The sequence below is a fragment of the Pseudomonas sp. GW821-FHT09C08 genome, assembly GCF_059418125.1.
In genome coordinates this window covers 59,254-71,628 of sequence record NZ_JBWKPG010000007.1, presented here as the reverse complement: position 1 = coordinate 71,628, position 12,375 = coordinate 59,254, and the positions used below count along the sequence as shown (strand labels likewise).

General features: G+C 59.4%; 16 protein-coding genes. 7 read left to right on the top strand and 9 right to left on the bottom strand.

Going from position 1 to position 12,375, the window contains the following annotated elements; all coding sequences use genetic code 11:
• Positions 1–2 precede the first annotated feature (2 nt).
• The 7 genes from sctJ to AC07OJ_RS22965 all read left to right on the top strand — a co-directional run bounded on the left by sctJ (position 3) and on the right by AC07OJ_RS22965 (position 5,392).
• On the top strand, positions 3–803 hold the full coding sequence (gene sctJ / locus AC07OJ_RS22995; protein ID WP_106805721.1) for a type III secretion system inner membrane ring lipoprotein SctJ: 801 nt from the start codon (positions 3–5) through the stop codon (positions 801–803).
• On the top strand, positions 793–1,398 hold the full coding sequence (locus tag AC07OJ_RS22990) for a type III secretion protein (protein WP_106805208.1): 606 nt from the start codon (positions 793–795) through the stop codon (positions 1,396–1,398). The genes sctJ and AC07OJ_RS22990 overlap by 11 nt, the downstream gene beginning before the upstream one ends.
• Positions 1,337–1,969, top strand: a complete 633-nt coding sequence (gene sctL / locus AC07OJ_RS22985; RefSeq protein ID WP_207200620.1) for a type III secretion system stator protein SctL — start codon at positions 1,337–1,339, stop codon at positions 1,967–1,969. The genes AC07OJ_RS22990 and sctL overlap by 62 nt, the downstream gene beginning before the upstream one ends.
• A 306-nt stretch (positions 1,970–2,275) precedes the next feature.
• Complete coding sequence (locus AC07OJ_RS22980) at positions 2,276–2,671, top strand: type III secretion protein (protein ID WP_495095270.1); 396 nt, start codon at positions 2,276–2,278, stop codon at positions 2,669–2,671.
• 14 nt (positions 2,672–2,685) lie between these two features.
• On the top strand, positions 2,686–4,830 hold the full coding sequence (sctC, locus tag AC07OJ_RS22975) for a type III secretion system outer membrane ring subunit SctC (protein WP_495095269.1): 2,145 nt from the start codon (positions 2,686–2,688) through the stop codon (positions 4,828–4,830).
• A complete protein-coding gene (gene hrpT / locus AC07OJ_RS22970) occupies positions 4,827–5,030 on the top strand; it encodes an HrpT family type III secretion system protein (RefSeq protein ID WP_262135872.1) in 204 nt (67 codons plus the stop codon). The genes sctC and hrpT overlap by 4 nt, the downstream gene beginning before the upstream one ends.
• Positions 5,031–5,041: 11 nt before the next feature.
• Positions 5,042–5,392: a transcriptional regulator gene (locus tag AC07OJ_RS22965; protein WP_495095268.1), complete on the top strand. Its 351-nt coding sequence runs from the start codon at positions 5,042–5,044 to the stop codon at positions 5,390–5,392.
• On the opposite strand, the gene sctU is transcribed toward AC07OJ_RS22965, so the two are convergent.
• Genes sctU through AC07OJ_RS22920 form a run of 9 tightly spaced genes read right to left on the bottom strand, consistent with a single transcriptional unit; the run spans position 5,393 to position 12,341 of the window.
• Entirely contained in the window at positions 5,393–6,490 is a 1,098-nt protein-coding gene (sctU, locus tag AC07OJ_RS22960) for a type III secretion system export apparatus subunit SctU (protein WP_495095267.1), read from the bottom strand.
• Positions 6,487–7,275, bottom strand: a complete 789-nt coding sequence (gene sctT / locus AC07OJ_RS22955) for a type III secretion system export apparatus subunit SctT (protein WP_106805215.1) — start codon at positions 7,273–7,275, stop codon at positions 6,487–6,489. The genes sctU and sctT overlap by 4 nt, the downstream gene beginning before the upstream one ends.
• Positions 7,276–7,285: 10 nt before the next feature.
• Positions 7,286–7,549 carry a type III secretion system export apparatus subunit SctS gene (gene sctS / locus AC07OJ_RS22950; RefSeq protein WP_065900472.1) on the bottom strand — a complete coding sequence of 88 codons (264 nt, stop codon included), beginning with the start codon at positions 7,547–7,549 and terminating at the stop codon, positions 7,286–7,288.
• Between the two features lie 7 nt (positions 7,550–7,556).
• Positions 7,557–8,210, bottom strand: a complete 654-nt coding sequence (gene sctR / locus AC07OJ_RS22945; protein ID WP_106805216.1) for a type III secretion system export apparatus subunit SctR — start codon at positions 8,208–8,210, stop codon at positions 7,557–7,559.
• Positions 8,207–9,220: a FliM/FliN family flagellar motor switch protein gene (locus AC07OJ_RS22940; RefSeq protein WP_495095266.1), complete on the bottom strand. Its 1,014-nt coding sequence runs from the start codon at positions 9,218–9,220 to the stop codon at positions 8,207–8,209. Before AC07OJ_RS22940 ends, sctR begins: the two co-directional genes overlap by 4 nt.
• Positions 9,214–9,675, bottom strand: coding sequence for a type III secretion system HrpP C-terminal domain-containing protein (locus tag AC07OJ_RS22935; RefSeq protein ID WP_213550654.1), 462 nt, complete (start codon positions 9,673–9,675; stop codon positions 9,214–9,216). Before AC07OJ_RS22935 ends, AC07OJ_RS22940 begins: the two co-directional genes overlap by 7 nt.
• Positions 9,672–10,100 (bottom strand): type III secretion system stalk subunit SctO, encoded by a 429-nt coding sequence (gene sctO / locus AC07OJ_RS22930; RefSeq protein ID WP_065900464.1) that lies wholly within the window; start codon positions 10,098–10,100, stop codon positions 9,672–9,674. The genes AC07OJ_RS22935 and sctO overlap by 4 nt, the downstream gene beginning before the upstream one ends.
• Positions 10,087–11,445, bottom strand: coding sequence for a FliI/YscN family ATPase (locus AC07OJ_RS22925; RefSeq protein WP_106805219.1), 1,359 nt, complete (start codon positions 11,443–11,445; stop codon positions 10,087–10,089). The genes sctO and AC07OJ_RS22925 overlap by 14 nt, the downstream gene beginning before the upstream one ends.
• Entirely contained in the window at positions 11,442–12,341 is a 900-nt protein-coding gene (locus tag AC07OJ_RS22920; RefSeq protein ID WP_495095265.1) for an FHA domain-containing protein, read from the bottom strand. The genes AC07OJ_RS22925 and AC07OJ_RS22920 overlap by 4 nt, the downstream gene beginning before the upstream one ends.
• Positions 12,342–12,375: the final 34 nt, after the last annotated feature.

Genomic DNA, 12,375 nt, shown 5'->3' with positions numbered 1-12,375 from the left:
AAATGCCCCCCCTTTTCTCTGCCGTCATCTTCATTGTTATTGCATCCCTATTGGGCGGATGCAGCGACCGTGTGGAACTTCATCGCCAACTCTCCGAACAGGAGGCCAATGAAGTCGTAGCCGAATTGGCTGATAAAAATATTCGCGCCACAAAATTTCCGGCTAAGGACGGTGTTGTCATCACGGTTAATACCGTTGATATCGGGCGAGCCGTACGAACACTGGAAGCCGTAGGTCTACCCAGAGTTGCTCGGACCACGCTAGGGGATACCTTTCGCAAGGAAGGCGTAATTTCAACGCCATTGGAAGAACGCGCGCGCTATATCTATGCCTTGTCCCAAGAGCTTGAGGCCACTTTGTCCAACATTGACGGCGTCATTGTCGCACGCGTGCACGTGGTGTTACCGGAACGCGTCGCGCCGGGCGAGCCAGTACAACCGGCATCTGCATCGGTATTCATCAAGCACGACCCACGGTTGGACCCCGATAACATCCGAGCACGGATTCGCAGAATGGTAGCGAGCAGTATCCCTGGCATGTCTATGGCAGTGGACAACCTGCAAAAACTCTCGGTGATATTCGTGCCAGCGACTATTTACCAGGAGCAGCAGCGACTGGTGTATTTCGGCCCTTTCCTGGTGCCTAGCGATAATCTTGGGTTCTGGCGAACCAGCGTAATGGTTTTACTGCTCAGCGTGATCGTCCTCCCGATCGCCTTATTGCTGCTGCACAAACGGCGTCAGAGTCGCCATCAAGAAACGGGGTCAACGGGCAAATCAACGGTTTCTGTTCATGACGCCTAGACTCGATCATCAGCTTCATGAACACCTGCCGTGGGCGCGATGGTGGGTATTTCCCTGGGAGTCTGCCCACGAAGACTGGAAGGGCGAAGATTACCCGGTGATTGAAACGCTGCTTCGCAGTGGACAGTCAGCACCAGACAAACTACTGGGTTATGCAGCCTGTTTGCCTGCTAAGCCGCACCCCACAGTGATCCGCCTGGCCTTGGCCTCTAGGGAACAACTGAACCTAATGCTGGCATTGGTTCACGGCACCTTCAATCCCCAGGACTCAGACCTCTTGACCGACATTCATCATCAATGGTGCATGCGTCTTTCCAAGGCGCTGCCCCCCGTGATACTGCCGCCGGGTTCTGACCCGATACAACTGCTCCATAGCTGGGTTGAAGCCGCGACCTGGCAGCGCCTTAGATTGCGATTCCCGCGTAAATGTGTGGTTGAGGTTGAAACAACAAACCTTCCGCACGGAATCACAGGTAACCGACTCGACACACTCTGGCAGGCCGTCGTATGGCGCGCTACTACATTGGCGAGTAATGACATGCCCACACCTAGCACGAGTGAGGAGTTCAACAGTGTTATGCCGTTACAACATTAAGTTATCCGGGCTCTCGCCTAGCGCGCCACGTAGCATAATACCCCGGGAAGAGCTTGCAAACTGGAAGCATGCAAATCAACTTTTGCGTGACGCAAACATTCAAGCTGAAGAGTTGATCAGATTGACAGAGCAGAAATGTGAGGCGTTGCTGGAGAAGGCCTCGATTGATATCTGGCAACGCGCCGATGCTCAGCTCAAACAGTGGGAACGTAGTAGGCAAACGATGTGCGACACCGTGGAGCATTACGCCACCCAGATCACCAACCAGGCGATTCGCAGCCTACTTGACGAGATAGTAGCCCCACAAAGAGTGGCAGCCCTCGTTAAGCAATTGCTGAAGAGCCAAGTTGAGGAAATCAGCGCGACACTGATGTGCCACCCACATGACCTTAAAGAGGTAACGCACGCTTTAGCCCACTATGGGAGCACGTTCTGGAAGCTTATAGCCGACAGCTCAATCGACGCCCAAACACTTGTATTGAAGACAGATGAAGGCGATTTCCGAATCAGCTGGAACGACATGCGCAATGCTCTTTATGAACAGGTTAGGGATCGTCGGATCGATGTCTGACCTCGCTTTTCTCTAGCCCTATTAATGCTGCCTATTTAGTAATGACTTCGCAATTCCTTCGACGGCCATCAGCCATAAAGGTAGACCATGGACTTCTATAAGGCTTTCACTTCAGAAGTTATAAGCAATCGGAAAAAAGCTGATAACGAATTTACCTCTTTTTACAGGGAGGCGACGCCAGACAATTGGGACAGTGAGCTTTTTTTCAAACTCACACTTAACCACCAGATGGCCAATTCCCTTGATCAGGATCACGCCAAAATTGTCAATCAGTCGCTCAAAACCACCATCGACCATTTCAATTAAATGAAAGATTTAATTCATGACTGGCTGAGTAATAAAAAAGAAGAACATCTGACATTATTTGAAGAGGAGGATGAAGTCACCTTGATATATCAGAAAAACGTTTTGTTGCTTGCCGCCCAACTGACGTCAACACGAGCTGACGGCGTGGTTCTACAGTATTGGGCGCGTCTGGGCGCCGCTAGCCTCGCGCATTTCCAGGGTGCACTCGCTCAGAAACCAGACACTGGTGCGCTTTGGCTTACTCAGATTCTGAAAGGCAAACTGAGTGAGGCGGATGTGCTCGACTGTCTGGCGGACTTACTCAATCAACGCGATGCCTGGCGAGCTATCTTCGCACGTCTTCGCCGTCCCTCCCTGAGCGCCAGGCCCATCCCGTTACGTTCACAGCTGTACTAACCAGAGTACTCCCCATGAATAACAAGACCCGCGAGCGCAGGAGTCTGCGTTTTGATTCGCCCGTTGTTTTATCCAAACGTATCCGTTGGGGCGGCATCGGCCTGCTTTGCTCGCTATTGATCCCGCTAAGCAGCGCGTTAGCTGCCGTTCCCCCGGAATGGAAAAACACCGCCTACGCCTACGAGGCCGAACACAAACCCCTGCGCGATGTACTCGAAGACTTCGCCCAGACCTTTGGCACCCAACTGCAAATCGAGGGGCTGCTGGAAGGCAACGTCAATGGCAAGATCCGCGCGAATACCCCGCAGTCGATGCTGGACAGGCTATCCGTTGAGCATCGTTTTCAGTGGTACCTCTACAACAACACTCTGTTCGTCAGCACCCTCGACCAGCAGGAATCCGCGCGCCTTGAAGTTTCTTCTGAAACCATTTCAGACCTCAAGCAAGCGCTGACCGATATCGGCTTGCTCGACAGCCGATTCGGCTGGGGTGAGTTGCCCGAAGATGGCGTGGTGCTCGTCTCCGGTCCTCGGCGCTACATCGAGCAGATCAAACAGTTCAGCAGCCAACGCCGCTCTCCGGATGAAAAACAGAGCGTGCTGAGTTACCCGCTGAAGTTCGCGAATGCGGCGGACCGTCATGTCGATTATCGCGGCGAGAAGCTTGCTGTCCCGGGCGTTGCCAGCATTCTGCGCGGGCTGCTGGAACCGCGGTCCACCTCGGCGCCCTCGTCGCTCTCGGCACTGAGCCAACGTCCCACATCACCACCCGCACCGCTCACGCCCAACATTCCCCGATTGGGTAATCCGTTGCTGGGCCAGATGCTCGGGGCCAACGCCAACTCAGCGCAAATGGACCTCGGTCCCACGCTCACCTCACGCGCACCGACCTCCAACAGCCGGATTCGCGTCGAGGCCGATATACGCAATAACGCCGTGCTGATCTATGACCTGCCGGAGCGCCAGGCCATGTATCGCGAGCTGATCACTCAACTCGATGTGGCGCGCAAGCTGGTGGAAATCGACGCGATCATTCTCGATATCGAGCGCACGCAGTTGCGTGAGTTCGGGGTGAACTGGGGTTTCCAGAACAGCCGCTTCCGCGGTGGTGCCAACGTGTCGCCGGGCACCTCGTCGCAACTGACGATTGAAAATCGCGATCGTTTCTATGCCGACATACGCGCATTGGAAGCCAAGGGGCTGGCAACCATGGTCTCCAACCCTTCGGTGCTCACCCTGGAAAACCAGCCGGCGGTCATCGACTTCAACCGCACGCAATACCTGACGCCCGGTAGAGAGAACGCCACCATTTTGCCGGTCACCGTGGGCACCAGCTTCCAGGTCGTACCCCGCGTCATCACCAGCCGTGGCGGCCATCAGATCCACTTGGTGGTGGATATCGAAGACGGCAATTTCGACGAGACCAATCCCCTCCCCGGCAACCTGGATGTCCGTCGCGGCAACGTCAGCACCCAGGCGGTGATGGCGGAAAAGCGTTCGCTGGTGGTCGGCGGGTTCCACGTGACTGAAAGCACTGACAAGCAAAACAAAGTCCCGCTGCTGGGGGATATCCCGCTGCTGGGCAAGGCACTGTTTTCCTCGACCGAACGGCAGAACAATCGACGTGAACGCCTGTTTATCCTGACCCCGAGGGTCATCGGCGACCAGGCCGACCCCTCGCGCTACTTGCCCCAGGCCGACCAGGTTGATTTGCAGGCCGCGCTCACACCGCTGGCCAGGCGGTATGCCCCTCACCAGCCGGTGATCAAGCGCAGCGACATCATCAGCACCCTGGCGCACCTGGTCAGTGGCGAAGTCCCCAAGGCCTTCAAGGCTGCACCGATGCCGTTGGGGCTGAACACCTTATGCAGTACACGGGATTTGCTCGCGCTGAACACCGAGCGCAGCCAGTGGTATGCGGGTGCTGAGTACAACGTGGCCGTCGTGGTGCTGCGCAATCAGTTCAAGCGCAATGTGCGTATCGACGAAAAGGAATGCAGCAACTCGCAGACCCTGGCCGTCAGCGTCTGGCCGCGCGCCTGGCTCAAGCCTGGCGAAGAAGCCGAGGTATTTATCGCGATGCGCCCCGTCGTAAAGGATGAACACCTCAGTGTGCCCCGCCCCTCCTTGATCACTCCCGCTCAAAAGGCTACGCCATGAAACACCGCTTACTCTGCGTCACCCTGATCGGCACTGCGCTGCTCGTCGCCGGCTGCACCCCCACGTGCAAGGGCGACTCGTGCTCTCGCCCGCAATCGAGCCAGGATAAAATGGTGATCTGGTGGCCGGCGCAAATGCGCGTCGAGCCTGGTCCTGCCGGGGAACGGGCGGACTATCAAACGATCTCGCTCGAACGATGAGCCTCCCAGAAATGCCCGACGCACAACGCCAGGTGTTTCTGCAGAATCTGGTGAGCGGCACTGCCGCTCACCTGTCACTCGCGCCTGGAATCAAGGTGTGCAAACAGCAAGCCGGCCAGCAGCCGGGGCTGGCGTTGCATGTCGCTCGCGAAGTGTTGCAACCGGGGCAACTGCAATGGGTACTGGAGCGGCGCTTTGAGCATGCGACGTTGTACGATGGCTGTTTCATCTACCTCGACGCCCAGCACGCCCTGGTCATCTGGCACGCATTGCCTGCAGTGCCCAGTACGCTCGACAAGGTCCTCAGTCGGATGTTGTCGTTGGCCAACCTGAGCGCCCTGGACACACCTTCCAATCGCTGATCAGCGGCGCTCAAGCTCCGGCAATTCCAGGGTCTCGCGCTTGGCTTCATCGTCCAGTTCGCGCAAGGTGCGATAGATCAGCGCCACGGCCTGCAGGGTTTCACGAGGAATGCTTGCGCCCAGCTGTTTCGTATAGAGCATGCGAGCCAGCCACACACACTGGATCACCGGCACGTCGGCGGCCTTGGCTCGTACGATCAACGCGCGGGCCTCGGTGTCGGTGCCTTTGCTGATCAGCAGCGGCAGCGGCGTCTTACCGGGCCGGTAGTACAGGGCGACAGCAAAGTGCGTCGGGTTGACCACCAGCATATCGGCCTCCTCCAGCTTGGGCAGCTTGACCTTCGGCTCCTCCTGGGCCAGTTGGTGCGCCAACGCGCGGCGCTGGCCTTTCACATGGGGGTCGCCTTCCATGTCCTTGTACTCCTTGACGACTTCCACCTGGGTCATGCGCATGCGCTTGGCGAAGAAGTGCTTCTGCAAACTCAGGTCGATCAGCGCCAGCACCAGTAACAGTCCGAGACAGGCGTGCAGCAAGTGACGAAACAGGGCTATCAGCGCCAGCAGGTAACTTTGCAGATCGCTGTTCGCCAGGTTGATCAACACCCCTAACGAAGGCCAGACCACCAGGTACACAATCAGGCCGATAAGAAATGCCTTGGTGATGCTCATCAGCAGATTCATCACCGACTGGGCTGAGAACATCTGCTTGACCTGGCTGACCGGGTTGAGCCGATTGAAATCGAGCTTCAGGGTTTCCGGCGCGAACAACAACCCGAACTGCATCCAGCTGCTGATCAGCTTCGTGGTGATCACCACGCCCACCATCAACAGGGAGAACGAGAAAAACATGACCAGCCCATCAACCAGCACTTCTTCCAGCGCTCGTGCGAACGGCTGGTTGAAACGCGACATCGGCAACACCATCATTTGCTGGAAGCGTTGCAGGCTGGTCTCGGCGGTGAACAAGGCGATCTCACTGATGGCCGTGAGCGCCAGTAACTTGGGGACGTCCTGACTTTGCGCGACCTGGCCTTTTTTGCGTTGGTCGCGCAGCTTCTTGGCTGAAGCCGGGTGCTTCTTTTCACCTGAATCACTCATGGCACCGCGGCCTTGAATAACAGCCCGAGTGAATGTTTAAGGTCGCCCAACTCGAGCATGCGCCCGACAATCAGGTCCTGCAGCAGCGCAAAGTACAGCAGCACAATGCCAATACCGGCCAGGCTCTTGACCGGCGGCGCCAGCGTACTCACCTGCAATTGCTGGCTGTAAACCCCCAGCAGCGCAATACCGAACTCCAGCAACAGCAGCACCGCGATGAAGGGCGCGGCGTACAACATCATGTGCGTGAAGGTATCGCCAAGCAGGCCGACGAACACACTCATGCCATTCGGCGCGGGGAGTGGAAACCATACGGTGGGCGGCCAGATCAGGTAGCTGTCCCAGATCACCTGGGTCAAGGCGCCCAACCCCAGGCTGACCATCAGCAGGAAAATCGCCAGTTGCTTGAACAAGTGCCCGATCGGCGTTGCATCCGGCCCCAGTGAAGGGTTGAGTTGGCCACCGGCCAAGGCGCCGCGCTGGTTATCCAGCAACGCCCCCACCGCCTCGAACATCCAGAACGGCATCGCCAGCAACAGCCCCAACAACACACCCAGCGCCACTTCCTTGAGCACCAGGGCACCGAGCATCAGCGCCGAGTAATCCTGGCCCTCCAACGCCGCATGGATACCCGGTGCGGGCATCAGTGCCATGACCATCACCAGGGTGTGCCGGAGCATGCCGCGTATATGTTGAAAACAAAACGCCGCCACCAGAATGCCGCAGGGATAGATACGCGCCATGCCGATCACCAGGCTGGGCAGGAACTCAAGATAGAACAGCACAGGCAAACCCTCAGTTCAGGGCCGAACGGCCGATCATGTCGAAGGTCAGGTTGATCAACTGGATCAACTCCACACCAATCCAGCGCCCCGTCATGATCAACGTGATGCCCACCGCTACCAGCTTGACGCCAAAGGGCAGCGTCTGGTCCTGTATCTGCATGAGCGCCTGCACCAGGGAAGTCAGCACCCCCACCACCACCGCAACGATCAACGGTGGCGCGGACAGCACCACCACCAGCAACATGCCCTGCTTGAACAGCACGATAGGTTCCATAAGCCACTCAGAGATAGGAAAGGAACAGACTGTCGAGCAACCGTGACCAACCGGACACCAGCACGAACAAGAGCAATTTGAGCGGCAGGGAAATGGTCATCGGCGAGACCATTTGCATGCCCAGCGCCAGCAGCAGGTTGGACACAATCAGGTCGATGACGATGAAGGGGATATAGATCAGAAAACCGATCTCGAACCCCGCCTGCAGTTGCGACAATACGAACGCCGGGACCAGCAGGATCAGGTCCTCGCGCTCCACCTCCTGGGCCATTTTTGGCGGCCACAGGCGTGCGGTGTTTTCCAACAGATGCGTCAGCACGTCCGGGTCCACGTTGCGCAGCATGAAGGCGCGCAACGGCTTGATAGCCTCTCCACCGGTCTGCAGTACCGTTTGCACATTGCTCATGTCCAACGGCGACGCCTTGACGCTTTCGGCGATTTCGTACCCAACCGGCGCCATGATAAATAGCGTCGCTGCCAAGGCGATGCCATTGATGGCCATGCTCGGCGGCACCTGCTGCACACCGATGGCGTTTCGGGTAATCATCAGCACGATCACAATCTTCAAGAACGATGTGCAGATGACCAGCAACATCGGCATCAACGTCAATGCCCCAAGAAACAGCGCAAGAACGAGGGGATCGAGCCCCTGGAGTATCATTGGCCGAACAACACACGGGATAACTGCAACCCCAGGCGCCCGTCGACTTCCACCAACTGCCCCAGGCCAATAGGCCGATCACCGTAGTAAAGACCGGCCATGCCAGGCGCGTAGCCGCTGATGCCCAGTACCGAGCCGGGGCCCAGGTTTCGCAGCTCGCCCAGCGTCAGGTTCAACGTCCCGCAGCGCACATTCAGCGCCATGCTCAGCTCATCGAATGGCTCATGGCCGAAGACATCCACCACCGGCTCGTCTTCCTCATACCCCGAGTAATGGGGCGCTGCAAACTCTTCGTCCACGGACGTGTCCTCAATAGAAGTAAGGGTCAGACACAAGGGCCCGCAAGCATCATCGATGCACCCATGCAGCCTCTGTTTTCCAACCTGTATGTAGCCGTTGCCCTGGGCTTGAAAAAAACTCTGCTCCAGCAGCAGCACATCACCGGTACGCAGGCCACGCGCCTGGGCTATCGGCAATTGCAAACGCCCAAGGGTCACCGCGAGTGCCAGTTGGAACGTTGCCGGCATGGGTGCGGCAGTGGCGCGCCACGGTCCCGCCTCGCATAACGCCAGGAAGCTCTCGGGCGCCAGCCACATATAGCTCGCGACCCGTGCGGCCCCCAGGGTTACGCTGAGTCGGCAACCAAAGCCCTTGGGGCGATCGGTCTCCAGCAATCGCATGTAGCCCAATAACGCGCTCACCTGCGGGCTCAGGTGATGCTGGAACAGTGCCCAGAACCACGAATCCGGATCGTTGCCGGAGGGCGCCAATGTCACTGGGCACTCCCCCAGCAAGCTGAGCAGCGGCCCCGCTTCCGCAAGCGCCAGCACGCCACACACGGTTTCAAAGCACACCGCCCTGGCCCCTGCGGACGCGCGCCCCGGCTCCAGCCGCAGCTCACCGTCCTGGCCGGCAACCTGGAACGCCAGGCACAAGCCGCGCCCCAGTCGATGGCGTGCGGCAACGGTATCGCTCTTGATCAAAGGTAAAGTCAGCAGCGGCACTAGCATGCGCACCCGGCGTCAGGCACAAGCAGATTGACCGGCAGCCCCAGCGCGCCGGAAAACCGCTCCTCACACTGTTGTCGCACACCACTGAGCCAGCGGGCCGTGGCGTCATGCTCCGCTTCCAGCTCGATGGTCCAGGCACTCTGCTCACGGTGCACGCTGGCCTTGATCCGCCCCAGCCGGGGCAGATACAACACGGCCTGCAGTGGCCACTGGGCCCCGGCCTGTATGCGCGGTGCCAGTTGTTCGGCGAGGGCCTCGATCATGGCGACATTGGCCGGTGTCTTGATTCCCGCCAGGGACGCTCCCGACCCGGTGCCTTCATCGTTATCGGTAAACAACTGAGCGAACAGTCGACCCTGCTCCCACTCCACTGCACCGGTGGCCCGTGGCTCACGTTCCTCACGCGCGTCACGTGGACGTGGCCGCTCGCTGGGTTTATTTGAAACCTGGTTCATATCGGCTCCTGAGCCAGTAAAAGAGACAACTCCTGAAGTTTCTCCACTTGCCGCAGGCATTCGGTGACCTGTTTCTGTGCCGTGCCGACACGGCTTTGCTTGTCGTCCTGCTGGCCCCGCAACGCCTCCAACTGACCCATTTCTCGCCGGGTACTGGCCGATAACGAGCGCTCCTGCGCGCCCCAGGATTTCAGGGCCTTGAGCGTCATCACTTGGCCTTGATGCCGACTGAGCAACTCGGCACTTTGCCGGGCCTCCTCCAGTCGCGTGTGCTCAAGCGCATCCTGGGCCTGTTGGATATGCGCAAGCAGGGCCTGCTGGGCGCGCTTGGCCTCGCGCAGCGCTCGCTCGGCCCGATCGGCGCGATGCCGGCGCAGGCGCCGCAACGTCTCGACGTCCGCTTGCAACACATCAGAATGGGACATGGGTGGTCAGCTCCTTGAGTTGCTCCAGCGTCACCATCATCGGCGTGGGCTCGCGCAGATCCTGGCGCAGGAAGCCATCGACCGCCTGGCGGCTGTCCACCGCCAGGTCGGTAAGGGCATCACTGCCGGGTTGGTACTCACCCAGCTTGAGCATCAGTTCGATCTGTTGATAAGCCGACAACAAACGGCGCAATCCGGTACCGGCCTGGATGTCTCCAGGTGTCGCCACGTTGCTTAAAATCCGCGAAAGGCTCGCCAGCACATCCACTGCCGGGTAATGCCCGCGCTCGGCCAATTTGCGTGACAGCACGATATGGCCGTCGAGCAGCGAGCGCACTTCATCGGCCACCGGATCGTTCATGGAGTCCTGCTCGATCAGCACCGTATAGATCGCCGTGATCACGCCGTCACGCGTCAGACCGGCGCGCTCCACCAGCCGTGGCAGCAGGCTGTACACCGAGGGTGGCAAACCACCGCGCCCCAAGGGTTCGCCGGCAGCCAGGCCGATTTCGCGCTGGGCCCTGGCAAAACGGGTCAGCGAGTCAATCAGCAGCAATACCCGCTGCCCCTTGCGCCGGAACCCTTCGGCCAATGCGGTGGCCGTGAAGGCTGCGCGGGCGCGCTCCATGCTGGAGCGGTCGGACGTGGCACACACCAGCACCGCTTTGGCGCGCAGTTGATCATCCAGTTCGTGGTCGAGAAACTCACGCAGCTCGCGGCCCCGCTCGCCGATCAGGCCGAATACGATGACATCGCACTCCACGTTACGGGCGATTTCGGCCAGCAAGGTGGTCTTGCCGCACCCCGCACCGGCGAACAGGCCTACCCGCTGACCTTCGCCAAGCGTCAGCAAGCCATCGATCGAACGCACCCCGGTCGCCAGTGCGCGGTGGATCCTCGGCCGCTCGGTGGGCAACGGCGCTTCACACAACACGGCACTGGTGTCCGGCAGGTCAGACTCGACAAACGCACTGGGGCCCTCCCCCGCAATCGGTCGACCGAACCCATCCAGCACCTGCCCCAGCAGGGCATCGCTGACCTGCACCCGATGTGATACCCCCAGGCGCTCCACGCTGGCGCCCACCTTCACGCCTTCAAGGTTGCCCAAGGCGCTGAGTACCGCGTCCTGGTTATCAAAGCCAATGATCTCGGCCAGCATGAATTCCCCCGGGTTTTTCTCCACCTGGCACAAGTCACCGATACGCGCCTGGGGCAGCCGGCACTGCAGCAGCATGCCGTTGACGCGCTGGATTCGCCCGCGCACCGTCACCGGTGCAAAGTTGCTCAGTGATTGCGCCTGGCGCTGCTGCCAAACGTCGAGCCGCGCTTGCAATTCCGTACTCACCAGCGCACCTCATAACGCTGCACACCATCGAAGACCACCTTGCTGTTGTCGATCAGCACCAGTCGCAACCCTTCCACTTCATCACCGACAAACAGCCGGCTGCCCTCGTCCAGGACCACATGGCCATTGGGCCCTCCGACGATCTGCACAATCCTGAACGGCAGCGCCGAGTCACGTGCCCGCACAAGGCTGATCACCGGCACCGCGCTGTCGAACTGCTCACCAAAACGGGCGAGCATGCGCGCCACCAGTTCCACATCGTCCTGGGAGACATCCCCATTGAGCGCGACCTGGCCATTGATCACTTGCAAGCTGACTCGCTGGCCCAACTCACGCTCGCTGAGCATCTTCAGCAGCTGCTGGCGCACTTCAAACGGCGATGCCAATTCGTGTTTCTGAACCACTGGCGGCATCAAGGACGCCTGTGCATCGTGCTCCCCGGTGGGGAGCATGCTCATCACCGCGATGATCACCGCCACGACCAGCACCAGGCTGATCAAGCGCTTTTGCTGCGAATGGGATATGGACGACAACTTCAGCGCCGGCACGGGTTCACTGGCGGGAGGCGGTGGCGCTTGCACGGGGGCTGCAGCCTGCGGCCAGGGCTGATCGGCCAAGGTGACGCACAAGCGCACGCCTCCGACCGAAAACGGGACACCCGGCACCAGGCTCGCAATCTGTGCCAGTACCTGTCCTTCGGCGCTCTGCAACAGCCCGGCCTCGGCCTGCACCGACCACTGGGCATCGATAAGCCGCAGTCGCGCATGCTGCTCGACCACCTCGGGATCATTGAGTACCAGGTCAGCGTCCAGATGGGCACCGATGCTCCACTGCTCCCCAAACAGCGGCAACGCAGCACCCTGGCGCTGTCCATCAAGCACGCGTAATTCAAACATCACCGCCCCCTCCACGCTGGCCAACGCCAAAGAC